29 protein-coding genes are annotated in these 26,581 nt (G+C 59.4%); 18 read left to right on the top strand and 11 right to left on the bottom strand.

Features of this window, described 5'->3' with window-relative positions:
- Window positions 1-73 precede the first annotated feature (73 nt).
- From V6N02_RS04950 to V6N02_RS04925, 6 genes are all read left to right on the top strand, one after another.
- Complete coding sequence (locus tag V6N02_RS04950; protein WP_371224379.1) at window positions 74-280, top strand: DUF2061 domain-containing protein; 207 nt, start codon at window positions 74-76, stop codon at window positions 278-280.
- Window positions 273-1,202, top strand: coding sequence for a fatty acid desaturase (locus V6N02_RS04945; RefSeq protein WP_371224378.1), 930 nt, complete (start codon window positions 273-275; stop codon window positions 1,200-1,202). The genes V6N02_RS04950 and V6N02_RS04945 overlap by 8 nt, the downstream gene beginning before the upstream one ends.
- A gap of 44 nt (window positions 1,203-1,246) precedes the next feature.
- Entirely contained in the window at window positions 1,247-2,149 is a 903-nt protein-coding gene (locus V6N02_RS04940) for an EamA family transporter (RefSeq protein WP_371224572.1), read from the top strand.
- 151 nt (window positions 2,150-2,300) lie between these two features.
- The gene (locus V6N02_RS04935) at window positions 2,301-4,793 is read left to right on the top strand and encodes a putative PEP-binding protein (protein WP_371224571.1); all 2,493 of its coding nucleotides are present in this window, start codon (window positions 2,301-2,303) and stop codon (window positions 4,791-4,793) included.
- A 157-nt stretch (window positions 4,794-4,950) separates the two neighbouring features.
- Window positions 4,951-5,559 (top strand): cell wall hydrolase, encoded by a 609-nt coding sequence (locus tag V6N02_RS04930; protein ID WP_371224377.1) that lies wholly within the window; start codon window positions 4,951-4,953, stop codon window positions 5,557-5,559.
- Between the two features lie 190 nt (window positions 5,560-5,749).
- Complete coding sequence (locus tag V6N02_RS04925) at window positions 5,750-6,262, top strand: DUF2244 domain-containing protein (RefSeq protein WP_371224376.1); 513 nt, start codon at window positions 5,750-5,752, stop codon at window positions 6,260-6,262.
- 6 nt (window positions 6,263-6,268) lie between these two features.
- Here V6N02_RS04925 and V6N02_RS04920 read toward each other — a convergent pair whose 3' ends face one another.
- Window positions 6,269-6,733, bottom strand: a complete 465-nt coding sequence (locus V6N02_RS04920; RefSeq protein WP_371224375.1) for a GatB/YqeY domain-containing protein — start codon at window positions 6,731-6,733, stop codon at window positions 6,269-6,271.
- A 225-nt stretch (window positions 6,734-6,958) separates the two neighbouring features.
- On the opposite strand from V6N02_RS04920, the gene carA reads away from it, so the two are divergent.
- On the top strand, window positions 6,959-8,107 hold the full coding sequence (gene carA, locus V6N02_RS04915) for a glutamine-hydrolyzing carbamoyl-phosphate synthase small subunit (RefSeq protein WP_371224374.1): 1,149 nt from the start codon (window positions 6,959-6,961) through the stop codon (window positions 8,105-8,107).
- Between the two features lie 101 nt (window positions 8,108-8,208).
- Window positions 8,209-10,155, top strand: a complete 1,947-nt coding sequence (locus V6N02_RS04910; RefSeq protein ID WP_371224373.1) for a glycosyltransferase — start codon at window positions 8,209-8,211, stop codon at window positions 10,153-10,155.
- Here V6N02_RS04910 and V6N02_RS04905 read toward each other — a convergent pair.
- Complete coding sequence (locus V6N02_RS04905; RefSeq protein ID WP_371224371.1) at window positions 10,096-10,740, bottom strand: GntR family transcriptional regulator; 645 nt, start codon at window positions 10,738-10,740, stop codon at window positions 10,096-10,098. The genes V6N02_RS04910 and V6N02_RS04905 overlap by 60 nt on opposite strands.
- Window positions 10,741-10,837: 97 nt before the next feature.
- On the opposite strand from V6N02_RS04905, the gene V6N02_RS04900 reads away from it, so the two are divergent.
- From V6N02_RS04900 to V6N02_RS04880, 5 genes are all read left to right on the top strand, one after another.
- Window positions 10,838-11,482: a pyrimidine 5'-nucleotidase gene (locus V6N02_RS04900; RefSeq protein ID WP_371224370.1), complete on the top strand. Its 645-nt coding sequence runs from the start codon at window positions 10,838-10,840 to the stop codon at window positions 11,480-11,482.
- An 88-nt stretch (window positions 11,483-11,570) separates the two neighbouring features.
- Window positions 11,571-11,786: a hypothetical protein gene (locus V6N02_RS04895; protein WP_371224369.1), complete on the top strand. Its 216-nt coding sequence runs from the start codon at window positions 11,571-11,573 to the stop codon at window positions 11,784-11,786.
- Between the two features lie 27 nt (window positions 11,787-11,813).
- A complete protein-coding gene (locus V6N02_RS04890) occupies window positions 11,814-13,013 on the top strand; it encodes a UbiH/UbiF family hydroxylase (RefSeq protein ID WP_371224368.1) in 1,200 nt (399 codons plus the stop codon).
- The gene (locus tag V6N02_RS04885) at window positions 13,014-13,685 is read left to right on the top strand and encodes a M50 family metallopeptidase (RefSeq protein ID WP_371224367.1); all 672 of its coding nucleotides are present in this window, start codon (window positions 13,014-13,016) and stop codon (window positions 13,683-13,685) included. It begins immediately after the preceding gene.
- Window positions 13,592-14,053 carry an SEC-C metal-binding domain-containing protein gene (locus V6N02_RS04880; RefSeq protein WP_371224366.1) on the top strand — a complete coding sequence of 154 codons (462 nt, stop codon included), beginning with the start codon at window positions 13,592-13,594 and terminating at the stop codon, window positions 14,051-14,053. Before V6N02_RS04885 ends, V6N02_RS04880 begins: the two co-directional genes overlap by 94 nt.
- Before the next feature lie 4 nt (window positions 14,054-14,057).
- Here V6N02_RS04880 and V6N02_RS04875 read toward each other — a convergent pair whose 3' ends face one another.
- The 3 genes from V6N02_RS04875 to V6N02_RS04865 all read right to left on the bottom strand — a co-directional run bounded on the left by V6N02_RS04875 (window position 14,058) and on the right by V6N02_RS04865 (window position 16,173).
- Entirely contained in the window at window positions 14,058-15,185 is a 1,128-nt protein-coding gene (locus tag V6N02_RS04875) for an aminotransferase class V-fold PLP-dependent enzyme (RefSeq protein WP_371224365.1), read from the bottom strand.
- Window positions 15,186-15,262: 77 nt separating this feature from the next.
- On the bottom strand, window positions 15,263-15,721 hold the full coding sequence (locus tag V6N02_RS04870; RefSeq protein ID WP_371224364.1) for an Lrp/AsnC family transcriptional regulator: 459 nt from the start codon (window positions 15,719-15,721) through the stop codon (window positions 15,263-15,265).
- Entirely contained in the window at window positions 15,718-16,173 is a 456-nt protein-coding gene (locus tag V6N02_RS04865) for an Lrp/AsnC family transcriptional regulator (protein ID WP_371224363.1), read from the bottom strand. Before V6N02_RS04865 ends, V6N02_RS04870 begins: the two co-directional genes overlap by 4 nt.
- A 129-nt stretch (window positions 16,174-16,302) precedes the next feature.
- Here V6N02_RS04865 and ilvC point away from each other — a divergent pair, with 129 nt between their 5' ends.
- Window positions 16,303-17,325, top strand: coding sequence for a ketol-acid reductoisomerase (gene ilvC, locus V6N02_RS04860; protein WP_371224362.1), 1,023 nt, complete (start codon window positions 16,303-16,305; stop codon window positions 17,323-17,325).
- A gap of 70 nt (window positions 17,326-17,395) precedes the next feature.
- Window positions 17,396-18,313, top strand: coding sequence for a DMT family transporter (locus V6N02_RS04855; protein WP_371224361.1), 918 nt, complete (start codon window positions 17,396-17,398; stop codon window positions 18,311-18,313).
- Here V6N02_RS04855 and folP read toward each other — a convergent pair.
- From folP to V6N02_RS04840, 3 genes are all read right to left on the bottom strand, one after another.
- Window positions 18,310-19,314, bottom strand: coding sequence for a dihydropteroate synthase (gene folP, locus V6N02_RS04850; RefSeq protein ID WP_371224360.1), 1,005 nt, complete (start codon window positions 19,312-19,314; stop codon window positions 18,310-18,312). The genes V6N02_RS04855 and folP overlap by 4 nt on opposite strands.
- Complete coding sequence (locus V6N02_RS04845; protein WP_371224359.1) at window positions 19,311-20,240, bottom strand: dihydroneopterin aldolase; 930 nt, start codon at window positions 20,238-20,240, stop codon at window positions 19,311-19,313. Before V6N02_RS04845 ends, folP begins: the two co-directional genes overlap by 4 nt.
- A 315-nt stretch (window positions 20,241-20,555) precedes the next feature.
- Window positions 20,556-20,783 carry a YdcH family protein gene (locus V6N02_RS04840; protein ID WP_371224358.1) on the bottom strand — a complete coding sequence of 76 codons (228 nt, stop codon included), beginning with the start codon at window positions 20,781-20,783 and terminating at the stop codon, window positions 20,556-20,558.
- Between the two features lie 153 nt (window positions 20,784-20,936).
- On the opposite strand from V6N02_RS04840, the gene V6N02_RS04835 reads away from it, so the two are divergent.
- From V6N02_RS04835 to V6N02_RS04825, 3 genes are all read left to right on the top strand, one after another.
- Window positions 20,937-21,869 (top strand): hydrogen peroxide-inducible genes activator, encoded by a 933-nt coding sequence (locus V6N02_RS04835; protein ID WP_371224357.1) that lies wholly within the window; start codon window positions 20,937-20,939, stop codon window positions 21,867-21,869.
- Window positions 21,870-22,172: 303 nt separating this feature from the next.
- Entirely contained in the window at window positions 22,173-22,538 is a 366-nt protein-coding gene (locus tag V6N02_RS04830; protein ID WP_371224570.1) for a cupin domain-containing protein, read from the top strand.
- Between the two features lie 11 nt (window positions 22,539-22,549).
- Window positions 22,550-23,077, top strand: a complete 528-nt coding sequence (locus tag V6N02_RS04825) for a hypothetical protein (RefSeq protein ID WP_371224356.1) — start codon at window positions 22,550-22,552, stop codon at window positions 23,075-23,077.
- Window positions 23,078-23,140: 63 nt separating this feature from the next.
- On the opposite strand, the gene ctaD is transcribed toward V6N02_RS04825, so the two are convergent.
- From ctaD to lipB, 3 genes are all read right to left on the bottom strand, one after another.
- Complete coding sequence (gene ctaD / locus V6N02_RS04820; RefSeq protein ID WP_371224355.1) at window positions 23,141-24,811, bottom strand: cytochrome c oxidase subunit I; 1,671 nt, start codon at window positions 24,809-24,811, stop codon at window positions 23,141-23,143.
- Window positions 24,812-25,195: 384 nt separating this feature from the next.
- Window positions 25,196-25,612 carry a c-type cytochrome gene (locus V6N02_RS04815; protein ID WP_371224354.1) on the bottom strand — a complete coding sequence of 139 codons (417 nt, stop codon included), beginning with the start codon at window positions 25,610-25,612 and terminating at the stop codon, window positions 25,196-25,198.
- Between the two features lie 178 nt (window positions 25,613-25,790).
- On the bottom strand, window positions 25,791-26,450 hold the full coding sequence (gene lipB, locus V6N02_RS04810) for a lipoyl(octanoyl) transferase LipB (protein ID WP_371224353.1): 660 nt from the start codon (window positions 26,448-26,450) through the stop codon (window positions 25,791-25,793).
- Window positions 26,451-26,581: the final 131 nt, after the last annotated feature.

Raw genomic sequence — 26,581 nt, 5'->3', positions numbered from 1 at the left:
TAACTATTTCCTGAATTCTCTGCTGCCATTTTCTGACGTAACAGGTTTGTGAACACTCTGTTGGGGAACAGGAATGGACTCTCAAAAACGAACATTGGTGAAGGCGGTGGTCTGGAACGCCATTGGCTTGGCGATGATGAGCCTTGTCGGGCTGATCATGACCGGCTCGGCGATGATCGGCGGTACGATTGCCCTGATCAACACCGCGCTCGGGCTGAGCATGTATTTTGCCTACGAGCGTATCTGGGCTCGCATCCACTGGGGGCGCCAGCATGGATAAGTCGCGCGTGGAGTGGAAAACGCTGGCCCTGCTTGGGGCCTGTTATGCGCTTTGGGCGCTTGGCACGACCTGGCTGTTCGCGCTTTGGGCACCGCTGGGATTTGTTATCACCGTGGTGATGATCGGGCTGCATTCCTCGCTGACACACGAAATGGTGCATGGCCACCCCTTCCGCAGTGAGATCGCGAACGAGGCCATCATGCTGCCCTGCCTCGGGCTGTTCGTGCCGTTTCGCCGCTTTCGCGATTTGCACCTGGCACATCACGTCGACAGCCGCCTGACCGATCCATACGATGACCCGGAAAGCAATTTTCAGGACCCGGCGGTCTGGGTTCTTTTGCCACGCTGGGTGCAGGTGATGCTGCGGGTCCACAACACGCTCGCGGGGCGGATGCTGCTGGGGCCTGCGTTGGGCGTCTATTCATTGGTGCGCGACGATCTGCGGCTTATCCGGCAAGGTGACGGCGCGGTGCGTTTGGCGTGGTTGCTGCATCTGCCGGGTGTTGCGTTGGTGCTGGCCTGGGTCGTGCTGTCACCAATACCTTTCTGGGCTTATCTGATCGCGGCCTACATGGCCTGGTCGCTGATCAAGATCCGCACCTTTCTGGAACACCGTGCACATGAACGCGCCAGTGGCCGTACCGTGGTGATCGAAGATACCGGGTTCTTTGCCCTGCTGTTTCTGAACAACAACTACCACGTGGTACACCACATGCATCCCAAGGTCGCGTGGTATGATCTGCCCCGGATGTTCCGCAACAACCGTGAAAAATATCTGTCGCGCAATGATGGTTATTACTATCGCTCATACGCCGAGATCTTCCGCAAGCATTTCCTGCGCGCGAAAGACCCGGTGCCTCATCCTTTAATGGCTGAAGGGCCGTTGCCCGAAAATGCCGAAGTGAAAATCCCGGCTGAATAAACCGTATCTGGCCTTTGCCCTGAAACAGGGGCATGAGGGCAGATATGGAGTTCTGGATCATCCTCTCAATCGCGGCGGCGGCGTTTCAGACGCTGCGCTTCATGCTGCAGAAATCGCTCAGCATGGGGCCGCTTTCGCCTTTAGGGGCGACGTTCGCGCGGTTTTTCTATGCCGCGCCTTTCGCCTTTGTTGTGGCATGTGGGTATCTGGTTTGGCGGGGCGTGGGCTTTCCGGAACTGGGCAGCCTATTCTGGATTTACGTGCTGGCTGGGGGGCTGGCACAGATTTTGGCGACCTTCTTTGTTGTTTTGCTTTTTGCCACGCGCAATTTTGCGGTGGGTATCACCTTCAAGAAAACCGAAGTGATCCAGACGGCGATTGTCGGCTTCGTGATCCTGGGGGACCGGGTCAGCCTGCCGGGTATGGTCGCGATTATCATCGGCCTGGCCGGGGTGTTGGTGCTGAGCGATCCACCTGCCTCTGGCGCGCGCTGGTGGCGGCGGCTGATCAATCGCGCAGCCGGATTGGGGCTGGCTTCGGGCGCGTTTTTCGCGGTGTCCGCGGTCACCTATCGCGGTGCAACATTGGAAGTGGCCAGCGATGATGTATTCCTGCGCGCGGCGATTGCCGTCTCGGCGGTGACCCTGTCCCAGACCATCGCCATGTCGCTTTGGCTGCGCTGGCGGGAACCGGGGCAGCTGAGCGCGGTCTGGGCGTCGCGCCGCGTGGCGGTATGGATGGGGCTGACAAGCGTGGCAGGCAGTTGGAGCTGGTTCACGGCCTTCACCCTGCAAAACGCCGCCTATGTGTTTGCCGTGGGACAGATCGAGGTGATTTTTTCGATGATGGCCTCGGTGATGTTTTTCAAAGAAACCATCACGCGGCGTGAGTTATGGGGGATCGGGTTATTGACCGCCAGCATTCTGGTGCTGGTGGTGGCAGGCTAATCATCGCTCGTCGCATCCCCCACTGACAGTCCCGCCTGACAACACCACCCTTGCCTTGCCCGCTTTCGGGCGTATGCTGCACTGACAGAGTGAAGGTGCTGCGGTGCAGAAAAACGACAGAGATTACACGCTGATCACCGCAGATGCGGAGATGTCGGCCAACACCCATGGTGGGCGGGCGAAATGCCTGCAACGCCTTGTGCGGCTTGATTTGCCGGTGCCACGCACGATTGCACTGGCCTTTAACGCCGTGCACCGATTGGCAGCTGGAGAAATCCGCGATGTGTCGACGTTGCTTGAGCCGCTGGACGATACCCGCTTGTTATGTGTGCGCCCTTCTTCCGAAGACCCCGATTGGGGCGGGCCAGGGGCCATTCTGAATATCGGCATGAACGATGCGCGCTATGTCGAGTTGTCTGACCAGATTGGCAAGTCGGCCGCTGCTGCCCTCTACCTGCGTTTTGTGCAATCCTATGCCATTCATGTCGCACGTCTGGACCCGGACGTTTTTGAGGACGTTTCGGACGATCCGGTCACCGCAATATCCCAGGCGCTGCACGCTTATGAGGAGGAAACCGACGAGGGGTTTCCGCAGGAAACCGCGACCCAACTGTTGGAGGTTCTGCGCTCGATGGCGCGCGCATGGGAGGGCACCACCGCCCGGCTGCTGCGTCAGGCCAAGGGCGCCCCGGCGGATGCAGGTTTGGGGCTAGTGGTGCAGGAATTGGCGCTGGGTCTGGGCACAGGCGAATGCGGCTCGGGCGTGATGCAACTGGTCAACAGCGAAAGCGGCGAACGCAAGATCACCGGGCGCTACCTGTCGCAATCGCAGGGTCGCGACGCGCTCAGCCAGGATCAGGGCGCACTGTTTTTGGAGCGTGATCCGCGCGGGCCATCCTTGGAAGAACTTGCCCCCGAGGCCTTTGCCGAGCTGAAAGCCCACACCGCGTTGATGCGGGAGAAATTGCGCGAAGAGATGCAGTCGGAATTCACCATCGAGGATGGCAAGGTCTTCCTGCTGGATGGGGTGCGCGTGGCGCGCAATGCCCGCGCAGCGGTCAGCATCGCGGTCGCCTTGGCCGAGGACAAAATCATCTCGCGCGAAGAGGCTTTGATGCGGATCGAGCCCCGCGCGCTGAACGAATTGCTGCACCGGCAGGTTGATCCCGAAGCGCCGCGCGATATTCTGGCGCGTGGTATTGCCGCCAGCCCCGGCGCTGCCTACGGAAAGGTCGTCTTTTCCGCGGCTGAAGCGCAGGCTGGCGAGGCGCGGGACGAGCGTTGCATCCTTGTGCGTCGCGAGACCAGCCCCGAGGACATTCGCGGTATGCATGCTGCCGCCGGGGTTCTGACTGAACGGGGCGGGATGACCAGCCATGCTGCCGTGATTGGCCGCGGTATGGGCCTGCCTTGCGTGGTGGGGGTGACCGGAATCCGGTTGCAGCCGCGCAAGAAGCGGATCGTGATGCCGGACGGACGCGTGGTGAAGTCCGGAGACGTGATCACCATTGATGGCACCAGTGGCGAGGTTCTGGCCGGGCAGGCACCCCTGCTGGAATCCGCGCGCGAAGAGTCGCTCAAGACCCTGATGCGTTGGGCCGACGATATCCGCGACATCGCGGTGCGCGCCAATGCCGACACGCCCGCAGATGCCGAGATGGCGCGTGGGTTCAAGGCACAGGGCATCGGGCTGTGCCGGACCGAGCACATGTTCTTTGAAGATGATCGGCTGACCATCATGCGCGAGATGATTTTCGCAGATACAAGCGAAGATCGCGCCGCTGTTCTTGAGGTACTCCTGCCGATCCAGCGGGCGGATTTCATCGACCTCTTCCGCATCATGCAGGGTCAGCCCGTTTGCATCCGCCTGTTTGATCCGCCCTTGCACGAATTCCTGCCCACCGAACGGCGCGGCCAATTGCAGCTGGCCGAGGCGCTGGATCTGCCGCTATCGGACGTGACGCGCCGGATTGAAGCGCTTAGCGAATACAACCCGATGCTGGGTATGCGCGGCGTGCGCCTTGGAATTGCGATCCCCGAGATTTACGACATGCAGGCGCGCGCGATTTTCGAGGCCACGGTCGCCGCCAGCCTTGAGGGTGATCCGGTGGTGCCTGAAATCATGATCCCGCTGGTCAGCGCTAAGCGCGAGGTCGAGTTGATCAAGGCGCAAGTCGATGGCGTGGCCACAGCGGTGCGCAATGAGACCGGCAGCGATTTCAGCTATCGCCTGGGCGTTATGGTTGAAACCCCTCGTGCAGCATTGCGGACCGGGGATATTGCCCCGCTGGTGTCGTTCCTCAGCTTTGGCACCAATGACCTGACGCAGATGGCCTATGGGCTTTCACGCGATGACGCGGGCAAGTTCATGAGCGAATATGTCCGTCAGGGCGTCTTTCCCGAAGACCCGTTTCACTCGTTGGATACCGAAGGTGTCGGCGAATTGCTGAGCCTGGGGGCCGAGCGGGGGCGGGCCGCCAATAACGACGTGATGTTGTCGATTTGTGGTGAACATGGCGGTAACCCCGAATCAATCGCATTTTGCCGCGCGGCGGGGTTTGACTACGTGTCCTGCTCTCCCTTCCGGGTTCCGGTGGCGCGACTTGCTGCCGCACAGCTGGCGGTGAAAGACAAGATCGGGTAGGGGCCTCGGCCAAAACCGCAAGATCGGCCAAAGACCCTCTTGTAATAGTTGGCCAACTCTCGCGCATGCCATCCCGCAGGGTGGACCTGAGGGGCCATATCCGTTAGAGCGCCCGGATGTTTCCGGGGGCAACCCCGTTTTGGACTGGGGAAAACTCATGTTACGTATTGCACTCAGCGCCTTGGTGCTGATGACCGGGTCTGCGATGGCCGAGACACCGTCGAAGAAATTGGTGGATCAGGAATCGCGCGCTTTGAAAGCACTGTCGGCCGAGAAACGCTCGGCCCTGTTTCAGCGGCCCGAAACCGAGGTCAACTATTCACGCGACTGGCTGGTCAACAACAGCGTTGCCAAAGGGGACGCGCAATGGCGCTGTCTGGCCGAGGCGCTTTATTTCGAAGCCCGCGGCGAAAGCCTGAAGGGGCAGTTCGCGGTGGCCGAAGTGATCATGAACCGCGTCGACAGCAACAACTATCCGGACAGCGTGTGTGGTGTGATCCATCAGGGGACGGGCCGCAAGTACCAGTGCCAGTTCACCTATACCTGTGATGGCCACAAAGAGGTGATCGCCGAACCGCGTGCCTTTGATCAGGTGGGTCGTGTGGCCAATCTGATGGTCAACGGCGGCGAGCGCTCGTTGACCAAAGGGGCCACGCATTATCACACGAAAAGTGTGAACCCGCGTTGGGCACGTACCTATCCGCGCACGGCGACGATTGGGTATCACCACTTCTATCGTCAGTCGTATCGGGTGTCTTCGAACTAAGCTGCGCCTTAGGAGCACCATGTGGACAGCGGCGGCGTTTGCCCGAGATGGGCGCTGACGGCGGCCCGCTGCTGCTGTCTGTTGAATGGTTCCGGCCGCCGGATCTCTGTCATTGCCAGAGATGAGGCGCATATTGCGCGTTGGTCAAAACCCCTCTTTCCCCACAGACCCAACGCGCTAAACTTCTGGTATGCCCTACGCTTGGTCCGATTCCGTTCCTGAACCCGATATCCGCCGGCTTGAGCTGTGGCCGCATCGGTCCCTGTCCCGACGGGGCTTTGCGCTTTTTATCAGCATCACTTTCGTATTGATCCTGTTGCCGCTTTATCCGGTGCTGGGCACAATGGTGCTGTGGGGCCTGTTGCCGTTCATGATGCTGACGTTTGCGGGTGTGTGGTTTGGTTTGGAGAAATCCTACCAATCGGCCCGCCTGCACGAGGCCCTGACGATCAGCGACGATACCGTGCATCTGCTGCGCACCAATCCGCGAGGTGACACGCAGGAATGGGATTGCAACAGTTATTGGACACAGGTGAACATGCACCCCAAGGGCGGCCCGGTAGAATACTACGTCACCCTGGCCGGCAAGGGGCGCGAGGTCGAGATTGGTGCGTTCTTATCCGAGGACGAACGCAAAGCCCTTTATGGCGAACTGGCCGATGCGATCCGCGAGGTTCGGGCACGGGTCTCCGCGCCCGAATAGGCCATATCAGGCGTTACACAGCTTGTCTTTGACCATTGGGCCAACCGCACCAAAATCCATCTGGCCGGTATAGTTTTCTTTCAGCTTGCCCATGACCTTGCCCATGTCCCGGATCGAATCCGCCCCGGTTTGCGAGATCGCTTCGCTCACGGCCTCGGCCACTTCCTCATCGCTCAGCTGGCGGGGCAGGAATTCTTCGATCACCTTGATTTCCTGTTGCTCCCGCTCGGCAAGGTCAATCCGGCCGGCCTCTTCATAGGCGCGTACGCTTTCATTGCGCTGCTTGGTCATCTTGCCAAGGATCTGCAGGATTTCAGGGTCGCCGACGCCCGCATCAGACCCATTTCCGCGCGCGGCGATGTCCTGATCTTTGATCGCAGCGCTGATCAGGCGCAAGGTGCCCAAACGGTCGCTGTCTTTGTCTCGCATGGCCTGTTTGAGGGCCGTGTTTACCTGCTCTCGCAAATTCATACCGTTCATCCCTACGGTTATCACGAATTCCGGACGTTATTAGAAGTTGGGGGCTGAGGCAACCATTGCAACATGTCTGACCGTGCGTCAATTCCAGCGAGATGACTAGATTACGCGCTTGGCATCGGGAATTCAGGTTTCGCGCTACTTGCGCTGAAAAGGGGCTTCAACACGGATGCGAAACCCATTAGGTTCGCGCCAGTTTGCACCCCGGAGATTCCCGATATGGCTGATGCCTCCACTCCCCATCCGACGGCCTGTCTGGCGCTGGCGGACGGAACCATTTTCTACGGCAAGGGCTTTGGTGCCACCGGACAGACCACGGCCGAGCTGTGTTTTAACACCGCCATGACCGGATACCAGGAGATCATGACCGATCCCAGCTATGCCGGGCAGATCGTCACCTTCACCTTTCCCCATATCGGCAATGTCGGGGTGAACCCGGATGACGATGAAACCGCCGATCCGGTGGCCGATGGCATGGTGGTCAAATGGGACCCGACCGAGCCTTCCAACTGGCGCGCGACCGAACGGCTGGCTGATTGGCTGGCCCGGCGCGGGCGCATTGCGATTGGCGGGGTGGATACACGCCGTCTGACCCGTGCGATCCGCCAGCAGGGTGCGCCGCATGTGGCGCTGGCCCATGATCCTGAGGGCAAGTTCGATGTTGCTGCTTTGGTTGAGAAAGCGCGAGGATTCGTCGGTCTGGAAGGTCTTGATCTGGCCAAGCGGGTCACCTGTGCGCAAAGCTATCGCTGGGATGAAATGCGGTGGGCCTGGCCCGAGGGGTATACCCGCCAGACCGAGGTCAAGCACAAGGTCGTGGCCGTGGATTACGGCGCCAAGCGCAACATCCTGCGCTGCCTCGCCTCGGCGGGCTGCGAGGTGACCGTTTTGCCCGCGACAGCGACGGCGGACGAGGTTCTGGCCCATGACCCTGACGGCGTTTTCCTGTCAAACGGGCCGGGTGACCCTGCGGCAACTGGTGAATACGCGGTGCCGATGATCCAAGGTATTTTGGAGCGTGATCTGCCGGTCTTTGGCATTTGCCTGGGGCATCAAATGCTGGCGCTGGCTTTGGGTGCCCAGACGATCAAGATGAATCACGGCCATCACGGTGCCAACCACCCGGTTAAGGATCTCGATACCGGTAAAGTCGAAATTACCTCCATGAATCACGGGTTTGCGGTGGATAGTCAAACCTTGCCAGACGCGGTTGTAGAGACACATGTCTCGCTGTTCGATGGATCGAACTGTGGTATCCGCATGAAAGACCGCCCGGTCTTTTCCGTGCAACACCACCCCGAAGCGAGCCCCGGACCGCAGGACAGTTTCTACCTGTTTGAACGGTTCGCGGCCTCGATGGCGGGCTGACGCCGCCTGGAGTTAACCTTTCGTTAATCCCTTGTTTACTGCCTGTTAACCAAGCGCGGTCACATTCGTCCTGTTAGGGAATACCGAAGGGTAACAGGACTATGGGGATTTCAGAACTGCGCCAGTTGGGGGCGCAGACATTCGCCCGCGCCGAAATGGACAGCTCTGTTGGGGAAGAGTTGGTGCGCTCGGGCACAATCACCAAATCTGATGCGCTGTTGGCGCAGATGGTGCAACGTCATTGTGACACTTCGCTCGATCGGATTCTCAGTGCCGAGGGGCTGGCCAACGAACATGATTTGCTGGCCGCCCATGCCCGTCGGTTGCGCACCAAGCAGTTGGATGCAGAAGAAGTTGCAAATGCACCGCTGGCCAGTGATCGGTTGGACCCGCGCCTAATGTTGCGCCATGGTTTTGTTCCGCTTCAGGACAGCTATCAGCGACCGATCGTCGTGACGTCGAATGCCGACCACCTTCGCGCGGCCAATATCGACTGGCCCTTCGATATGGCGGGCGCGCAAAGGGTGCTGGCCCCGCGCGATGCCATTCAGGCGCGTGTCGCAGAAGAATTCCGCCCGGACCTGACATTGGCCGCTCAGGAACGTGTTCCGGAGGCGGAAAGCTGTCGCACCTGGGGAGGGCGGCTGAACCGCCGGCTGATGTTGACTGTTGGCTCGCTGGGGGTGTTATGCGCCGTGACACTGGCGTTTCCGACGGCCGTCTTCTCGCTTTTCGTGTTTTGGGCGATGTTCACACTGATCGTGACGGCGGGGATGAAAACGGCGGCTTTCGTTGCAAGCCTGTCGGCAAGCGACCCTGAAGTGGCGTCGGGGGGCACCAAGAAGGATCCCTTACCCAAAGTATCGATCCTTGTACCGCTGTTTCGCGAGAAAGAGATTCTGCACGCCCTGATTGCCCGGCTCAGTCGGCTGACCTATCCCAAATGCCTTCTGGATGTGATCCTGGTGCTGGAAGAGGAAGACACGCTGACCCAGGAAACGCTGGCGGAAATCGATTTGCCAAGCTGGATCCGTCCGGTTGTCGTGCCCGATGGCAAACCCCGCACCAAGCCGCGCGCGATGAATTATGCGCTGGATTTCTGCGAGGGCGATATCATCGGTATTTTCGATGCAGAGGATGCGCCTGATCCCGATCAGATCACCGTCATCGCACGCCGGTTTCAAAACGCCGCTCCCGAGGTTGCGTGTTTGCAAGGCATTCTGGATTATTACAATCCCACGCAGAACTGGCTGGCGCGGTGTTTCACCATCGAATATGCCACCTGGTTCCGCCTGATGATGCCGGGGATGGCGCGTCTGGGATTTGCCATTCCGCTGGGGGGCACGACACTCTACTTCCGCCGCGAAGTGTTGGAAGAACTGGGCGGCTGGGACGCCCATAACGTCACCGAAGATGCCGATCTGGGCTTCCGCCTTGCGCGGCACGGCTATCGCACCGAGATGATCAATACGGTGACTGAAGAAGAGGCCAATTGCCGGTTCTGGCCATGGATTAAGCAACGGTCTCGATGGTTAAAGGGGTACATGACCACCTATCTGGTGCATATGCGCAACCCGGTGCAACTGCATCGACAATTGGGTGCGTGGAAGTTTTGGGGGTTCCAAGCCCATTTCGTAACCGCCTTGTCGCAATTCATACTGGCCCCGTTCCTGTGGTCCTTCTGGCTTGTGCTGTTGGGATTGCCCCATCCGATGGATGCGGTGCTCTCGCGCCATGTGTTGGTGTTGGTGGGCAGCCTGTTCCTGATGATCGAGGTGATCAATATCACCATCCACATCTCGGCAGTTTCAGGATCACGCCACAAAAACCTTATGGCCTGGGCGCCCACGATGCATTTTTACACGCCGCTGGGCGCAATTGCGGCGTATAAGGCATTGTACGAATTGGTTTTTAAGCCATTTTTTTGGGATAAGACAGCACATGGGCTATCACTTGGCCTTGTGCACCCAACGTCGCCAACGCGGTCGTCAGACGGTGCTATTGATCTCTCCGCTATCGAGTTTAAGCCGCGTCACGAACGCCTTTGAAATATGGGCGCGCAGGGCGTCTCCTGCGGCCTCACCGTCGCGAGCCTCGATGGCATCAACGATGCTGTGATGCTCGGCCAGCGCATCTTCGCCGCGCCCCTCAGCGGCCAGTGACGTGGTCGCCATCAGCGCCATCGAGCGGTGTACCAGATCAAGTTGCTGCACCAGATAGCGGTTATGCGACGCCAGGTGGATTTGCTTGTGAAAGCGGCGGTTGGCCCGTGACATCGCCTTGGGGTCTCCCAACAAGGCCTGATCCCCTTCGACCATATCGCGCAGGACGCGCACCTCTTCTTCCGTAGCGTGACGCGCGGCCAGGTTGGCGGCCAGCCCTTCCAGTTCGGCGCGCACGACATAAAGTTCGGCCAGCTGGTTGTGATCCAGTGAGGACACGATCAGACTGCGTCCGTCCCGGGTGAGCAGGGATTGGGTTTCAAGCCGTTGCAGCGCCTCGCGAATGGGGGTGCGGGATACGCCGAACTGATCCGCCAGATCGCTTTCGACCAAACGGTCGCCGGGCTTGTAGAGGCCCATATCGATGGCATCGAGGATCAGCGAGTAGGCGTCGGTTTGGGGCGGTTTCATAAACGTGTCCATCTGAAATCTGATGTTCCAGCCTAGACGCCAAGGCAACGGACAATCAACCCTTGCCCGTCGTGCGTAAGAGGCTACTCTTTGCCGCATGCCAAAATCACTCTTCAGCCATGTCGACACTTGGGTCTTTGATCTGGACAATACGCTTTATCCGCCACAAGTGCGCCTTTTCGACCAGATTGAAGTGCGCATGACCCAATATGTCATGGACGCGCTTGGCGTCGAGCGCGCCGAGGCCGATCACCTTCGTCAGAAGTATTGGGCCGAACATGGCACCACCCTGGCCGGGCTGATGCGCGAGCACGATGTGGACCCGGGGCCTTACCTGACCCATGTGCACAAGATTTCGATGGCCGATCTGGAACCCGAACCCGAGCTTGAGGCGCATATCCGCGCGCTTCCAGGGCGCAAGATCGTCTATACCAACGGCACCGCGCCCTATGCCCAACGTGTGCTTGAGGCGCGGGGATTGGGTAATGTGATGGATGCGGTTTACGGCGTCGAACATGCCGGTTTTCGCCCCAAACCCGAGCGGGAAGCCTTTGATGCAGTGTTTGAAACGGATGGGGTGCGCCCGCACACCGCCGCCATGTTCGAGGATGAACCGCGCAATCTGGCCGCGCCGCACCAGATGGGGATGCGCACCGTGCATGTCGCCCCCGAGCCGCATGACGCCGACCACATTCATCACCACACTGACGACCTGACCGGGTTTCTGGCGCGGCTCTTGTGACAGTCTGACGCGCTGCGGCGAAATGTGCCTTTTGATCGGGCCGCTCAACCATATCTGCCCCTTGTAACGCGCGAACAAGGAGAGCAAAATGCCGTTTGACCAACAGGGATATGCCACAGAGGCAGAACTGCACATCACCACCGCCGAGGAGCAGGCGTCATGGCCTTACTACCTTGTTGCCGCACTGATCATGGCAGGATGGGCCACCAGCGTGGCGCTGTTCGGCATTCCGGGGCTCTATATCCCTGCGGTTCTGGCAGTACCGGTGATTTTTGCGACACTGGTGCGGATTACATTGGGGTAGCAAGCTGCCCCGCGCAAAGGGGAAGGCATGACAGATGCAAATGTTGATATCGTGGTGTCCGGCGGCGGTGTTGCCGGGCTGACTGCGGCGGCACTGTTCGGACATGCGGGGTTTTCCGTGATTTGCGTTGATCCCGCGCCGCCAGTGACCGAACGTGACACGGCTGGGTCCGATCTTCGCAGCACGGCGTTTTTGCAACCGGCCAGGGACTTGCTTGACCAGTGTGGGTTGTGGGAACGTCTCGCCCCGCATGCCTCGGACTTGCAGATCATGCGGATCGTCGACGCGGGCGGCAAGGTGGCCGAACCTCGTGTGGTCAAAGAATTTGATGCCGCCGATATCTCTGATCTTCCCTTCGGCTGGAACCTGCCCAATTGGCTGTTGCGCCGTGAAATGGTGGCGCATTTGCAAGGCCTAGATACTGTCGATTTCCGCCCGGGTGTGGGCACCAAATCAGTGTTTACCCGCGAGGCCGAGGCGAAGGTGGGATTGTCGGATGGTACCCGTGCCAACTGTCGTCTGGTGATTGCTGCGGATGGGCGCAATTCCCCGGTGCGCGAAGCGGTGGGCGTCGATGTGAAAACGACGCGCTATGGCCAAAAGGCACTGGCCTTTGCCGTCACCCACCCGATCCCACATCAGAACGTGTCCACCGAGATCCACCGCTCGGGCGGACCTTTCACATTGGTGCCGCTGCCTGATTACGAAGGGCGGCCCAGTTCGGCGATTGTCTGGATGGAAGAAGGGCCCGAGGCGCTGCGCCTTTCCAAATTGCCGAAAGAGGAATTTGAGGCGGCGATGAATGAACGCTCTTGCCTGTTGTTCGGCCCGCTCACGCTGGCCTCGCGCATGACAGTCTGGCCCATCATCAGCCAGGTGGCTGATGAGATGTATGGCGAGCGTGTCGCGCTGGTCGCCGAAGCTGCGCATGTGGTGCCGCCCATCGGGGCGCAGGGGCTGAACATGTCCCTGGGTGACATGCGTGTGCTGCTGGAACTGGCGCAGGCGAACCCCGCGCAGCTGGGCGATCGCACGATGCTGGCCGCCTATGCTCGCAAGCGTCATACCGAGGTCAAGGCGCGGGTGGCCGGCATTGACCTGTTGAACCGGGCTTCAATGATGCGGGCGCAGCCTTTGCGGGATGCCCGCGCGATGGGGCTGAACGCGATTTACTCGCTTGCTCCGGTGCGCAAGACCTTGATGCAGCTGGGTCTGGGCGTGCGTTAAGTGACGTTTCTGAAAGGCCATTGGCAACTGTTGGCCCTGACCGCGCTGATCGCGGCCCTTTGGCAGACGCCCGTGGTGGCCCCGCTGAAAATCCTGATCGTGTTTCTGCACGAGCTGGGCCATGTGATCGCCACTGTTTTGACGGGTGGTGAGGTATTGAGCCTGACAATTGATCCCCAGCAGGGCGGGTTGGTCACCTCGCGCGGAGGAAGCCGATTTATCGCGCTGAGTGCCGGGTATTTGGGATCATTGCTGATCGGCGTGGCGCTGTTTGTCTTTGCGATCCGCACCAAGGCGGACAAGGCGGTGGTCGGGCTGTTGGGGCTGACCTTGCTGTGGGCAACAGCGGCCTATATCCGCGATTGGTTTGCCCTTGGTTTCGGGTTGGCGTCTGCCGCATTGCTTTTGACGTCCGCATGGTTTTTACGACGTGAAATCAACGACCTGATACTGCGGGTGATTGGTCTGGCCAGCATGATTTACGTGCCGCTTGATATATTCAGCGACACGATTGCGCGAAGCCACCTGCGATCAGATGCACGGATGCTGGCCGAGGAATTTGCCGGGCCGACACTGTTATGGGGTGGGCTATGGCTGTTCATCAGCGTTGGTGTGATTGCACTTACCTTGCGCATCGGGCTGGAAGAGGACAGCAACATAAGCTTTCAGTGAGTACACTTGATTTATGCAGACATCCGCGGCTAAGAGGGCCGTCTTGTTCTAAAGCTGATGGAGGTTGTTATGGCAAAGCGTATCAAACCCGAAGATCGTCCCTCCTTTCGAGGTCACATCTAAACGTCGCCGATCCTTCCCGTCCGAGACACGGGTCAAGACGGGCAACCGAACGGTGCATGGGCGATGTGGACCTTCAAGAAAAGTTGGGACGGAATGATCCATGTCCCTGCGGGTCAGGGCGGCGTTACAAGCGGTGCTGCCTGCGTGGCGGCAAATATGATGGCAGCCGCCGAGACTATTACTTTCAGAGAGCGCCGGTGATCCGGCGCTCTTCATTTGTTTGCAAATCTCCGCGTTGGCTTTGAGCTGTTACAGGACCTGATCAAGCACCCCTTTCAGCCGGGTCAGGGTGCCGGGCACGTCGTAGAGCTTGTCGAGGCCAAACAGACCCAGCCGGAAGGTGCGGAAATCCTCGGGCTCGTCACAGGCCAGTGGCACACCGGCGGCGATCTGCATGCCTAGGGCTGCGAATTTCTTGCCATTCTGGATATCGGGATCGGTGGTATAGCTGACCACGACGCCGGGCGCGCCAAAGCCATCGGCGGCGACCGAGGTCACGCCTTTCTCTGCCAGATAGGCGCGCACGCTGTTGCCCAGCTCCCATTGCGCATCGCGCAGCTTGTCAAAGCCATAGTCGCGCGTTTCCACCATCGTGTCGCGGAAGGCGCGCAGCGCATCGGTGGGCATGGTGGCGTGATAGGCATGGCCGCCATTTTCATAGGCTTGCATGATCGAATGCCATTTTTTCAGATCAATCGCGAAACTGTCCGAGTTGGTTTTTTCCAACCGTTCAACTGCGCGGTCTGACATCATTACCAGCCCGGCAGAGGGGGACGCCGACCAGCCCTTTTGCGGGGCTGAGATCAGCACGTCCACGCCGGTTTCCTTCATGTCGACCCATGCACAGCCCGAGGCGATGCAATCCAGCACCATCAACGCGCCCACATCATGTGCCGCGCTGGCCAGTTGTTTGACATAGTCATCGGGCAGGATGACACCAGCGGAGGTTTCCACATGCGGGGCGAAAACGACGTCGGGTCTGGCCTCGAGGACTTTGGCCACAACCTCGTCAATCGGGGCAGGGGCGAAGGGCGCTTGCGATCCATTGCCGGTCTGGCGTGCCATGCACACGGTGGTGCCGGCAGTGAACTGACCGGCTTCGAAAATCTGCGACCAGCGGTACGAGAACCAGCCATTGCGTACGATCAGCGCATGGGCATCGCGGCCGAACTGGCGCGCGACCGCCTCCATCCCATAGCTGCCGCCACCGGGGACAATGGCGACCGCATCGGCCTTGTAGACATCCTTTAGCATCCCCGAAATATCGTTCATCACCTGCTGAAACGATGCGCTCATGTGGTTCAGGGAACGATCGGTGAAGACGACCGAGAATTCCTGCAAGCCGTCGGGATCAATATGGTCGAGAAGGGCGGACATGGGGCAGACTCCTATATGCGTTATGTCCGTGTTAGCGCGCAGGCCCGGGCAAGGCAAAGCCTACTTTCGCATACCGTTCAACCGATGGGTCCGGGGCGGCGTTCTTCGGAGAGAAGCACGTTGGCCTCCACATCGCCCACGCCCGGCAACATCATGATCCTGCGGCGCAAAATACGTTCAAAATCCGAGATATCCCGCGCGACCACGCGCAGGCGGTAGTCGTAAAGCCCAAGGATATGTTCGATGGTCTGCACCTCGGGGATCGCCGAGACTGCGCGCTCAAAATCCTCAAGGCTGACGCGGCCCTTGGTGGCCAGTTTCACGCCCAGAAACACGGTCACGCCAAAGCCCAGCCGTTCATGATCCAGATCCAGCCGCTGACCCCGGATCACACCGGTGTCATAGAGACGCCGGATGCGCCGCCATGTGGCGGGTTGGGAGAGGTTCAGCTTGCGACCAATGGCGGATGCGGTCTGGGTGGCATCCTCGGTCAGTTCACGCAGGATCAGCCGGTCGGTCGTGTCCAGTTCGATCATAACGGCAGCGCCTCGTCTGATTTAAGCCGCGCCACATGCATCAGAGCCTCGATGTCTGAGATATGGGGCAGGGTCAGAATGGCGCTGCGATAAATCTCCTGATAGTGCGCCATGTCGCGGGCGATCACCGAAAGCCGCGTGTCCACGCGGCCAAGGAAGGATTGTATTTCCACGACCTCGGGAACCTCGCGCGCGGCTTGCGTGAATTCATCGAAGGCCCGCGGATTGGTTTTATCCAGCGTAATGCGCAAGGACACCTCGACCTCGTATCCCAGGGCGCGCCAATCAATCACCGCACGATTGGCGCGGATCAGTCCGGCAGAGTGCATCTTGTCGAGACGCCGCGCGCAGGTCGCTGGCGTGACGCCTGCCAGCTCGGCAAGCTCTGCGGGGGTCAGCGTGGCGTCGTGTTGATAGTGGCGCAGGATGCGACGGTCTGTGTCGTTAAGCATGAAAATATACCAAATACATATTTCAAAGCATGATTATCATATAAAATGGAAAAGAATAGGTGCCTTTGTGCGAATCCTGCCGCTTGATTGCCTATCCTGCGCCCAGAACACAAACCCGAGGAGAGATTTATGCGCGTTTATTATGACCGCGATTGCGATATCAACCTGATCAAAGACCTGAACGTTGCCATTCTGGGCTATGGCAGCCAGGGCCACGCCCATGCGCTGAACCTGCGTGACAGCGGTGCCAAGAATGTGGTCGTTGCTTTGCGCGAGGGTTCACCCAGCGCCAAGAAGGCCGAAGGTGAAGGCCTGAAGGTGATGGAAATTGCCGAGGCGGCGGCCTGGTGTGATGTCATCATGTTCACCATGCCCGATGAGTTGCAGGCGGAAACCTACAAGAAATACGTGCATGACAACCTGAAAGACGGCGCGGCGATTGCCTTTGCCCATGGTCTGAACGTGCATTTCGGCCTGATTGAACCCAAGCCCGGCGTAGATGTGATCATGATGGCCCCGAAAGGCCCCGGTCACACCGTGCGCGGTGAATATGTCAAAGGCGGCGGCGTGCCTTGCCTTGTGGCGGTGGATCAGGACGCATCCGGCAAGGCGCTGGAAATCGGCCTGTCCTATTGCTCGGCCATTGGTGGCGGGCGCTCGGGCATCATCGAGACCAACTTCCGCGAAGAATGCGAAACCGATCTGTTCGGTGAACAGGCGGTTCTGTGTGGCGGCCTTGTCGAGTTGATCCGCATGGGCTTTGAGACGCTGGTAGAGGCCGGTTATGCGCCCGAGATGGCCTATTTCGAATGCTTGCACGAAGTGAAGCTGATTGTGGATCTGATCTATGAAGGCGGCATTGCCAACATGAACTACTCGATCTCCAACACGGCCGAATATGGCGAATATGTCAGCGGCCCGCGCATCCTGCCTTATGACGAGACCAAGGCGAAAATGAAGGCGGTTCTGCGCGACATTCAAACCGGCAAATTCGTGCGTGACTTCATGCAGGAAAACCAGGCTGGTCAGCCCTTCTTCAAAGGCACACGCCGTCTGAATGACGAGCATCAGATCGAAGAAGTTGGCCAAAAACTCCGGGACATGATGCCGTGGATTTCCGCAGGCAAGCTTGTGGATCAGGAAAAGAACTGATTTACCCATAACCACGTCAGAAAGGGCATCCGAGGACGGGTGCCCTTTTTCATTTCCAAGGATAACCCCGATGCCAAATATCTTGCCAAGACACTGGCTTATGCTCGCCTTTCTGGGGGTGATCTGGGGTGCGTCCTTCATGTTCATGTCGGTGGCACTTGGCGGGGTTGGCCCCTTGGTGCTGGCCGCCACGCGGATCACGTTGGGCGCGCTGTTTCTGCTGATCATTCTCTATGCGATGGGCAAGCGGTTACCGTCCTTGAGGGGCGAGAATGGCGTGATGATCTGGGGCTTTGCCTTGGCCATGGCGGTGTTTTCCAATGCGGTGCCTTTCTTTCTGCTGGGCTGGGGGCAACAAGTGGTTGCCTCGGGCTTTGCCGGGGTGTGCATGGCTGTCGTGCCGCTGTTTATCCTGCCGCTGGCGCATTGGCTGGTGCCCGGAGAGCAGATGTCACTGCGTCGTTTCGTCGGTTTTTTGATGGGAACGCTGGGAGTGGTGGTTCTGATCGGCCCGGCGGCGTTTGCCAGCACCGGTAAGGATTTGGAACTGCTGGCGAAACTGGCCTGTGTCAGCGCTGCGGGTTGCTATGCCATCGGCTCGATTTTCACACGGCTTTGCCCCGAGGTGGACCGGCTGGCGCTGTCGGCGGCGGTGTTGGCCTTGGCGGCCGTGATTCTGATCCCCGTCGCCCTTTCGGTTGAGGGTGTACCCGCGCAATTGGACAGCACGACGCTTTGGGCGCTGCTTTATCTGGGCATTCTGCCAACGGGAATCGCCCAGATCATACTGGTCACGGTGATCCGAGAGGCGGGCCCGGTCTTTATGAGCCTGGTGAATTACCAGGTGCCGATCTGGTCGGTGATCTTCGGTGCGGTGATCCTGCTCGAACCCTTGCCGCCCAGCCTGCTTTTGGGCATGGCGATGATCCTTGGCGGGGTGGCCCTCAGCCAATTGGGACGTCTGAAAAAGCTGTTCCTGCGGCGTTAGGCCAAGGTGGCCGCCTGCCAGAGGGCGAGGGCTTCGGCGGTCTCGGCAAGGTCATGGACGCGCAACATCTGAACACCTTGTGCTACGCCGGCCAAGGCCACGGCTATGGAACCGTGCACGCGCTGGCCAGCCTCTTGCGTGCCGCCAATTGTACCGATGAACCGTTTGCGCGATGCCCCGAGCAGGATCGGGCAGCCCAGCCCGTGAAAGATCGACAGGTTGCGCAGCAATGTCAGGTTATGCTCAAGCGTTTTGCCAAAGCCGATGCCGGGATCGACAATGATCTGATCCCGCGCGATGCCAGTGGCGACCAGCGCTTTGATCCGCCCGGACAGATAGTCATAGATGTCGAGCGCCACGTTGTCGTATCGCGGATCGTTCTGCATGATCTCAGGCGTGCCCTGAGCGTGCATGACACAGACGGGCAGCGCTGCCTCAGCGCAAAAAGGTGCCAGGGCGGGGTCGAAAGTAAAGCCCGCCACGTCATTGACCAATGTCGCGCCAGCCGTGTGAGCGGCCTTGGCCACCTGTGCTTTGCGCGTGTCGATCGAGATCGGCAGCTTTGTCTTGTTGCGCAGCGCGGCGATGACGGGGGCGGTTCGGTTAATCTCTTCCTCGGGGGCCACCTCGGTGGCGCCGGGGCGGGTGGATTCACCGCCAATATCTATGATCGCGGCCCCGGCGGCTTCCATTGCAAGGGCGCGGTCGAGGGCAACCCGGGGATCAAAATGCTGACCGCCATCGGAAAAGCTGTCGGGTGTGACATTGAGAATGCCCATCAGGCTGGGGGCCTCAAACCCTATTCCGCTGATCGATGAACGCGGGGCTGTGAGCGCGCCCAACATGGACTTCGGGACATCCCCTGCAGAGATCAGGCGCGAGGGCGCGTCACGATGGATTTCTTCAACCGTATCAAACCAACACCAGCCACCTGCCAGCGGCAAGGCACCTTCGGGGCGGGCATGGTCGGTGCGGGGGATGGGACGGTAATAGACGCTCATAGCCCGGATTGCGCGATATCCTGAATAAGCACTGGCACGGGCGAGGATTTGGGTGGCCCTTCGCCAATTAACAGCAGGTCCGAGCCATCCATATGGCCGGCGAACCAGGCTGCCAGTGCAACGGGATCATCCGGGCCAATGGACGGTCCGTCAACCGCATCCAGCACGATTTTCGAAGGGGCCCAGACGCTGATCTGGCCGTTTTTCATGGCCCAGTCCAGCTCGGTCCGTGTATCCACCACCACGCAGCGATCATCGCGACCCGCCAGCATCCAGGCGTTTTGTTCAATCGCCAGCAGGTCGACCCGACGCTGGGTCATCTTGTGGCCGGTTTTGGGGCTGTCCACATCGGGCAGGCCCACGCAGAGGATCACCGGCTCGGCGCGGGTTTCCAGCTGATCCAGCCAGCGCGCCAGATTGGGCGAGCGGATGGCGGTGTTGGTCAGGAACACCAGGTGCGGGCGCGGTGCGCCCTCGATTTGCGGATTCGCCGCTTTGGTCGCCAGATCGTCCATCGAGCGGACGATTTCCACGCCCAACGCGCCGGGGCCGCGATCCAGCTTTTCGATGCGCACGAAGGTTCGCACCGCCTGGGGTTCCTGCAGGATGCGTTCAGCGATACGCTCGGCCAGGGTTTCGAGCAGGTTCAGCCGTTCGTCGGCCAACTCGCCCATGATTGCTTCGGTCACCTTGTCATAAGACAGGATGCGGTCCACGTCGTCGTCAATCGGATCGGTGAGCGGGCGCACCTCGACCACGACGTTGAAGCAAATTCGCTGGGTAATGCCGCGTTCGGCCTGAAAGGCCCCGATTTCAACCTCGACCACATGGTCGCGCACCGAAATCCGATCCAAGGGACCGTCCGGCGCGGTGGCATCAGCGCGCGCTGCGGGATGCTCGAACGCGAGGCGAATTTCGTTGGACATGATGGCCCTCCGGCAAATGCTGGCCGGGCTTAGCACGGGAGGGCAGGGGCGTGAAGGGGCGTTTCCGACAGGCAAAGTGACCAGAACGGCGGGGGCAGACCGCCGCTCTGGCCTTCGGATCCGGGTGGACGGAGATCAAGGGACGCGTTACCCCCGTCAATGGCCCGGTGATCAGGGCGCGGTAGGGTGCACGCCCTTATCTGCGAGTGATGGCTTTGTCCTCTTCCAGCCCTTCGCGCAATCCATCCAGATCGGTGCTTTGAAAGAAACGGGAGGACATCAGCGAAATGTAAAAGCTGAACATCGAACGCTTCCCTAGCTGTAATAGGGCGGCTGTGCCCCCGAGCGGACAAGCATGGATTTGGTCACACGGATGGCGTCCTTCAGCCCCAGGCGCTGTTGTTTCAGTTCTTTGACGCGGTAGAGGTCGGGCGCGGGGCGCATCTGTTCGGCCTCAACCTGTGCGTCAATATCGCGATGACGGCGGCGCAGGGTCTTGATCCGGGCGATCAGCGAGGACGACGAGATTTTTCGTGTGGGCATCTGGGTCTCCTTGTTGGACTGGCGGAGTGGCATTCTTCGCCTGATGACAAAAACATGGGGTCGCCAGAGAAAAGAAAAATCCTATTGGCCCTGAAAAATTGATTGGAAAAACCTATTTAATTACAGCAACGGTGGAACCGGGGAACCCAAGCTATGTCTGATGATCTGACACTCAAGCAATTGCGATACTTCGTGGCATTGGCCGAGACGCGCCATTATCGGCGTGCCGCCGAACAGGTCGGGGTCAGTCAGCCATCGCTGAGCCAGCAGATTGTCGGGCTGGAGGCCGCGCTTGGTCTTGAACTGGTCGAGCGCGGACGGCGCGGTGCGGTTCTGACACCCGGTGGGCGCGACGTGCGAACCCGCGCACGCGCCATTCTGGATGAGGTCGCGGCCCTTAGCGCCATGAGCAAAGCGTCCCGGCAAGGCGAGGGGGGAACCATCCGGCTGGGATCAACCCCGACGCTTGGGCCCTACATCCTGCCGCATGTTGTGCGGCGCTTGCGCCTTTCTTACCCGGCGTTGAAGCTGATCATTCGCGATGGCGCGCCCAAGGTTTTGCAGGACGAGCTGATCGAGGGGCGGCACGACATGATCCTGACGCAGTTACCGGTACAATCGGGGGATGTGGAGGTCGAGCGCCTGTTCCGGGAACCCCTGAAACTCGCCGTCGCGCAGGACAATCCCCTGGCCTCGCAAGAGGTGATCCGCGACGCCGACATGGCAGGGCAGGACATACTGTCTTTGTCGGACGCTTACCTTCTGCACAGTCAGACCTTGCAGCTTTGCGAAGAACTGGGCGCGCGCCTGCGGCAGGATTATGAAGGCACCAGTCTGGATGCACTGCGCCAGATGACCGCGCTTGATATGGGGATCAGCTTTCTGCCTGCACTTTACGTACGCTCGGAGGCGCGCGAAGACACTGGCGATGTGGTGATCCGGGCATTCCGGGGTGATCGGATAACCCGTTCAATCGGGCTGGTGTGGCGCAAACGCTCGGCCCACGGGGCATTGATTGCGCGGATTGGGGGAATGATCCGCGCAGTAGTCCAGGAGAATTTCGCAGAGCTTGTTACAGTTGAGTAGGCCTCGGTGGGGGCGGGTCTGATCTGCCCTCCAATACCATTGCTTGCATCGCCAACGATAACTGTCTTGTTCTTCAATTCCATGATCACGCCCTTTCAAGATGCGAGGTCTGGCCGTCAAAGGGCGAGGTCAGCTGATCGGATCATCCTTTAAGTCGTCTGAAAAAGGAAAAGAGAGGCTGCGACACCGAAGAGCCCATGCGACTCTATCAGGTTCGCCCCATCACCGCCTTGCCGCAGAAGTGAGAATCATGCCAGCTATCGGGGCCGCTTTTGCAGGCAATCAGGAGGTTTCGTCTTGAAAATGTATGAACCAGGTCAGGATGTCGGGCCGCTGGAGCCGTGGCCATTGGACAACCCTGCCAGCAACTATCAGATCATCGAGGGCGCGCCGAAAACGTCCGGCCGGATCGACAAGGGTGGGCCGGGACATACCACGCGGTTTGGCATCTGGCGCTGCACGCAGGGTGTGTTCGCGTGCACCGAACAGGGGGACGAACTGATGACTGTGCTGGAAGGACGTTGCCGTATCACGGATCACAGCACGGGCGAGGTGGCCGAACTGGAGGCGGGTGAGAGCCTCTTTGTTCATGACGGCTCACGCGTGACGTGGGACATTCACGAAGAGGTCACCAAGGTGTTCCTGGGCTGGAAGCCTGACGGGTATTAGATGGATCGCCCATGTCGCAGCTTGAGACATATTTGCGGGAGTTTGACGGCGTTGCGGTGTCCGCATTGTCGGAGGCCCGGGTCGCTTTTAGAGATGCCGAGGGCTACCTTGACGAGGTGATCGCGCTTTGTGGCCATGAGGAACAGCTTCTGTCCCAAGGGGCGACCTGGATCCTGAAAGCAGAGCTGGAGGATGGCGCCAAGCTTTCGCCGCAGCAGGTCTCGCGCGTCATGGCTGTATTGCAGAAAGTCACAGCGTGGCAGGCGGCTTTGCATCTCTGCCAGTGTCTTGATCGGCTGGACCTGGACCCAAATCAGGCCCAAGCAACCATTGCGTGGGCATCTTCTTACTCAGGGCATCCGCGTCCATTTCTGCGGGCATGGAGCCTGCATGTGCAGGTGATGTTGGGATGCCGAGTCAAAACGGCTTGGCCGCATGTCAGGACGGTGTTGGAAGAAGCCGAGCATGACACGGCTGCATCGGTTCGCGCACGTGCCCGGAAATTGCGGGCTCTGAAGCAGGTCTCAGCCATACTCTAGCGGCGTTAAAACGAAATGGCCCCGGAGCAATCCGGGGCCATTCAAGCTCAGTCTGCCATCAGCTTAGTGCGCCGGACTTTTGTCCCAGTCTTCCTGCTTGGGCAGGATTTCGAACGTGTGCTCGGGCGGTGGCGAGGGCAGGGTCCATTCCAGCGTATCCGCGTACTCGTTCCACGGATTGTTCTCGGTCACCCGCGCGCCGCGGAAGATGGCGTAGGTGATGACCACAAAGAAGAACACGAAGCTGGCGAAGGAGATGAACGCGCCGATTGACGACCAGTAGTTCCAGACCGCGAAGGCCTCGGGATAGTCGATGTAGCGGCGTGGCATGCCCTGACGTCCCAGGAAGTGCTGGGGGAAGAAGGTCAGGTTGGCCCCGATGAACATGGTCCAGAAGTGCAGCTTGCCTGCCCATTCCGGATACATCCGCCCGGTCATTTTGGGGAAGTAGAAATAGATCCCCGCAAAGATACCGAACACGGCCCCAAGGCTCATCACATAGTGGAAGTGGGCGACGACATAATAGGTATCGTGATAGGCCCGGTCCACACCCGCCTGCGACAGAACGATACCGGTCACGCCGCCAACGGTGAAGAGGAAGAGGAACCCAAACGCCCAGAGCATCGGGGTTCTGAACTCGATCGAGCCGCCCCACATCGTGGCGATCCAGCTGAACACTTTCACACCGGTCGGGACGGCGATCACCATCGTGGCCAGCATGAAGTAGGACTGCTGTGTCAGGCTCATCCCCACGGTGTACATATGGTGCGCCCAGACAACGAAGCCCAGCGCGCCAATCGCGATCAGTGCCCAGACCATCGGCAGATAGCCGAAGACAGGCTTGCGCGCGAAGGTCGCGATGACATGGCTGATGATGCCGAATGCGGGCAGGATGATGATATACACCTCCGGGTGGCCAAAGAACCACAGGATGTGCTGATAGAGGATTGGATCGCCCCCGCCTGCCGGATCAAAGAACGTGGTGCCGAAATTCCGGTCGGTCAGCAGCATGGTGATCGCGCCCGCCAGGACAGGCAGAGCCAGAAGGATCAGCCAGGCGGTGACAAAGATCGACCATGAAAACAGCGGCACTTTGAACAGGGTCATGCCCGGTGCGCGCATGTTCAGGAAGGTTGTGATCATGTTGATCGCACCCAGGATCGAGCTTGCCCCCGAGACGTGAACCGCAAAGATTGCAAGGTCCATCGACATACCGGCCTCGGTGGTCGACAGCGGCGGATAAAGCACCCAGCCAACGCCAGACCCCAGTTGCCCATTACCACCCGGCGCAAGCAATGAGGCAACACCCAGCGATGTCCCGGCCACATAGAGCCAGAAGCTGAGGTTGTTCATCCGCGGGAAGGCCATATCCGGCGCGCCGATTTGCAGGGGCATAAAGTAGTTGCCGAAACCGCCGAACAGCGCCGGAATAACCACGAAGAACATCATCAGGACGCCGTGATAGGTGATCATCACGTTCCAAAGATGTCCGTTGGGCGTACATTCCGCCGAAGATGCGATAAACCGAGCACCTTCAAGGCACATATACTGCACCCCCGGCTCCATCAGTTCGAGCCGCATGTAGATGGTGAACGCCACCGAGATGAATCCGACGAATGCGGATACAACTAGGTAGAGAATACCGATATCTTTATGGTTGGTTGACATGAACCACCGGGTGAAAAACCCGCGCTGGTCCTCATGGTCGTGGCCATGAATGGCTGCGTCTGCCATCGTGTGCCTCCTGCTGGTAGTTATCTGCGCTCACGAAGGATGCCGTGATTGCGTGTCCCGTTGTATTCTGGTTCTAGAATGCTTAAGGGGCCGGGGCAACGTCAGAGTCGCGCAATTCGCGAATTATTTTCTGTGTTCTTCCGAGGCACTGAAAATCCGATGCGATGCGGAAAGCATGATGTGGATTTTCACTCTGAAAACCGATAAATACCGTTTTGAATGAATGTGCTATACGTCATTCTTAGTGCGGTTTCGCTTTGATGGTGACTGAGTGTTTGGCGCTTGCACTGCACTGTGAAGTCCCTGTTCCAAACAAAAACGGCCGCGAGAGGCGCGGCCGTTTGTCTCATGCCTCACTCAGGGCTGGTGAGAGATGCGGTTGACTCACGAGCCTTCCGCAGCTGCGGCGGCGAGGAAAGCAGCCACGTCGGCACCGTCTTTCTTCAGTTTGAAGGTCATCTTGGATTTCGCGGTGTAACCCTTCGCTTCCAACCATCCTTTCGGATCTTCCGCATAGGCGACCAGCTCATCCTCGGACCAGACGAAACCATCTTCGTTGGCGTCAACAAGACCGGCGCCGTATTTGAAGTCTTCGACGGATCCGGCGACCCGGCCAATCACGCCATAAAGGTTCGGTCCGGTCTTGCCACCTTTGACAATCGCTTCGCCATCATCGCTTTTGACCATGTGGCAGGCTTTGCATTTGTTAAAGACTTTCTTGCCTTTTTCTGCGTCGCCCTCAGCCATGGCTGGAGCGGCAAGAGCTAGGATCGTCGCTGTAGCTGTCAGTAAGGTTTTCATAAATGACCTCTTTGTTTCGATTTCTCGTGCGTCCTTGGGGGTATAGTAGTGGAGTGCTGGCGAGAGGCAACAGGGGGAATTTTGCCAAAAGCGATCATTTGCCACGCATAACCGGACTGATCACGCGATCGTGTAGTGAACGGTTGCGTGTCTGCCCCGCTTCGGACTCGTCCTTCTATCACGCCGACGGGTCTGGAAATGTGGTGTTGAACGTGCGCTTTAACGCGACGTCGACGTCCTCCATCGTCACCGGCAGTCCCAGATCGACCAGGCTGGTCACCCCGTGTTCAGAGATGCCGCAGGGCACGATTCCGCTGAAATGCTCCAGATCGGGTTCCACATTGATGGAAATGCCGTGAAAACTGATCCATTTGCGCAGGCGAATGCCGATCGCGGCGATCTTGTCTTCGGGGGCCTGGCCGCTGGCGGTCAGCGGTTTGTCGCGGCGCTCGACCCAGACACCAACGCGTCCGGGCCGAACCTCGCCAATGACATTGAACTGATCCAAAGTGGCAATCACCCAATCCTCAAGCTGGCGCACGAAACAGCGCACGTCGCGTCCGCGCCGGGCCACGTTCAGCATCACATAGACCACCCGTTGCCCGGGGCCGTGATAGGTATATTGCCCGCCGCGTTTGGTCTCATACACCGGAAAGCGATCCGGGTCGGTCAGATCGGCGGGCTTGGCCGAGGTGCCTGCAGTGTAAAGAGGAGGGTGCTCGACCAGCCAGATGCATTCCTCGGCCATGCCCGCTGCGATCTGGGCGGCGCGCGTTTCCATGAACGCCTCGGCGGCCTCGTATTCAGTCAGGCCAGGGGTTGTGATCCATTCCACCATGACCGAGCCAATAGCGCGGAACGCCCCGGCGTGAAAGAGGGTGTCGGAGTGCAGCCTTGAACGCCAGTCAAACCGTACTGCTGTTCGGCCATCGCTTGAATCACTGCCTGCGCCTTTATGAGCTCCTGAAC

This window comes from Roseovarius conchicola (genome assembly GCF_041403425.1).
GTDB lineage: Bacteria > Pseudomonadota > Alphaproteobacteria > Rhodobacterales > Rhodobacteraceae > Roseovarius > Roseovarius conchicola.
The sequence above is the reverse complement of the archived record's forward strand: the minus strand, read 5'-3'. Positions and strand labels throughout refer to the sequence as shown.

Bases quoted from the DNA above. Each gene is read 5' to 3' on its own strand.
- V6N02_RS04910 (WP_371224373.1), top strand. From the start codon at position 8,209: ATGGGGATTTCAGAACTGCGCCAGTTGGGGGCGCAGACATTCGCCCGC.
- V6N02_RS04895 (WP_371224369.1), top strand. From the start codon at position 11,571: ATGCCGTTTGACCAACAGGGATATGCCACAGAGGCAGAACTGCACATC.
- V6N02_RS04945 (WP_371224378.1), top strand. From the start codon at position 273: ATGGATAAGTCGCGCGTGGAGTGGAAAACGCTGGCCCTGCTTGGGGCC.
- V6N02_RS04950 (WP_371224379.1), top strand. From the start codon at position 74: ATGGACTCTCAAAAACGAACATTGGTGAAGGCGGTGGTCTGGAACGCC.
- V6N02_RS04935 (WP_371224571.1), top strand. From the start codon at position 2,301: ATGTCGGCCAACACCCATGGTGGGCGGGCGAAATGCCTGCAACGCCTT.
- V6N02_RS04825 (WP_371224356.1), top strand. From the start codon at position 22,550: ATGTCGCAGCTTGAGACATATTTGCGGGAGTTTGACGGCGTTGCGGTG.
- carA (WP_371224374.1), top strand. From the start codon at position 6,959: ATGGCTGATGCCTCCACTCCCCATCCGACGGCCTGTCTGGCGCTGGCG.
- V6N02_RS04830 (WP_371224570.1), top strand. From the start codon at position 22,173: ATGTATGAACCAGGTCAGGATGTCGGGCCGCTGGAGCCGTGGCCATTG.
- V6N02_RS04905 (WP_371224371.1), bottom strand. From the start codon at position 10,740: ATGAAACCGCCCCAAACCGACGCCTACTCGCTGATCCTCGATGCCATC.
- V6N02_RS04925 (WP_371224376.1), top strand. From the start codon at position 5,750: ATGCCCTACGCTTGGTCCGATTCCGTTCCTGAACCCGATATCCGCCGG.
- V6N02_RS04930 (WP_371224377.1), top strand. From the start codon at position 4,951: ATGTTACGTATTGCACTCAGCGCCTTGGTGCTGATGACCGGGTCTGCG.
- V6N02_RS04890 (WP_371224368.1), top strand. From the start codon at position 11,814: ATGACAGATGCAAATGTTGATATCGTGGTGTCCGGCGGCGGTGTTGCC.
- V6N02_RS04920 (WP_371224375.1), bottom strand. From the start codon at position 6,733: ATGAATTTGCGAGAGCAGGTAAACACGGCCCTCAAACAGGCCATGCGA.
- V6N02_RS04870 (WP_371224364.1), bottom strand. From the start codon at position 15,721: ATGATCGAACTGGACACGACCGACCGGCTGATCCTGCGTGAACTGACC.
- ilvC (WP_371224362.1), top strand. From the start codon at position 16,303: ATGCGCGTTTATTATGACCGCGATTGCGATATCAACCTGATCAAAGAC.
- lipB (WP_371224353.1), bottom strand. From the start codon at position 26,450: ATGGTGGAATGGATCACAACCCCTGGCCTGACTGAATACGAGGCCGCC.
- V6N02_RS04840 (WP_371224358.1), bottom strand. From the start codon at position 20,783: ATGCCCACACGAAAAATCTCGTCGTCCTCGCTGATCGCCCGGATCAAG.
- V6N02_RS04900 (WP_371224370.1), top strand. From the start codon at position 10,838: ATGCCAAAATCACTCTTCAGCCATGTCGACACTTGGGTCTTTGATCTG.
- V6N02_RS04865 (WP_371224363.1), bottom strand. From the start codon at position 16,173: ATGCTTAACGACACAGACCGTCGCATCCTGCGCCACTATCAACACGAC.
- V6N02_RS04940 (WP_371224572.1), top strand. From the start codon at position 1,247: ATGGAGTTCTGGATCATCCTCTCAATCGCGGCGGCGGCGTTTCAGACG.
- folP (WP_371224360.1), bottom strand. From the start codon at position 19,314: ATGAGCGTCTATTACCGTCCCATCCCCCGCACCGACCATGCCCGCCCC.
- V6N02_RS04815 (WP_371224354.1), bottom strand. From the start codon at position 25,612: ATGAAAACCTTACTGACAGCTACAGCGACGATCCTAGCTCTTGCCGCT.
- V6N02_RS04835 (WP_371224357.1), top strand. From the start codon at position 20,937: ATGTCTGATGATCTGACACTCAAGCAATTGCGATACTTCGTGGCATTG.
- V6N02_RS04875 (WP_371224365.1), bottom strand. From the start codon at position 15,185: ATGTCCGCCCTTCTCGACCATATTGATCCCGACGGCTTGCAGGAATTC.
- V6N02_RS04880 (WP_371224366.1), top strand. From the start codon at position 13,592: ATGGGGTGGGCTATGGCTGTTCATCAGCGTTGGTGTGATTGCACTTAC.
- V6N02_RS04855 (WP_371224361.1), top strand. From the start codon at position 17,396: ATGCCAAATATCTTGCCAAGACACTGGCTTATGCTCGCCTTTCTGGGG.
- V6N02_RS04845 (WP_371224359.1), bottom strand. From the start codon at position 20,240: ATGTCCAACGAAATTCGCCTCGCGTTCGAGCATCCCGCAGCGCGCGCT.
- ctaD (WP_371224355.1), bottom strand. From the start codon at position 24,811: ATGGCAGACGCAGCCATTCATGGCCACGACCATGAGGACCAGCGCGGG.